This window comes from Syntrophomonas sp. UBA5494 (genome assembly GCF_002426325.1).
This window is the reverse complement of sequence record NZ_DIPG01000066.1, coordinates 3926-4186: the sequence shown is the minus strand read 5'-3', so window position 1 is coordinate 4186 and position 261 is coordinate 3926. Positions and strand designations below refer to the sequence as shown.

Sequence of the window (261 nt, the reverse complement as noted above, 5' to 3'; positions counted from 1 at the left end):
TTATCTGCCTTTTCTGAGGATTTCGAAACACTCGCAGTACATCCCTTTACGGGTCATAACCCCGCGATAGCGGTTTAGTCCCTGAATAGCTTCATGGTAGTCACGGTTCTCAATCTGAGACTGGTGCATTGCCAGGGCTACTAATTTTCGCTGCATCTGTACGGTTATATCTTCAACATAGGTGATGTTCTGCAATGGAGTCCACACCTCATAGCAGAATACATCTTTTACCAGCCAGGGTTTGCCGGTTAAATCATGGAA

Annotated in this window: 1 protein-coding gene; it reads right to left on the bottom strand. The window is 45.6% G+C overall.

What is annotated here, in order from left to right:
* Positions 1–261, bottom strand: a 261-nt coding sequence (locus B3W37_RS07675) for a PIG-L deacetylase family protein (RefSeq protein WP_483175269.1), incomplete at its 5' end; no start/stop codon positions are given.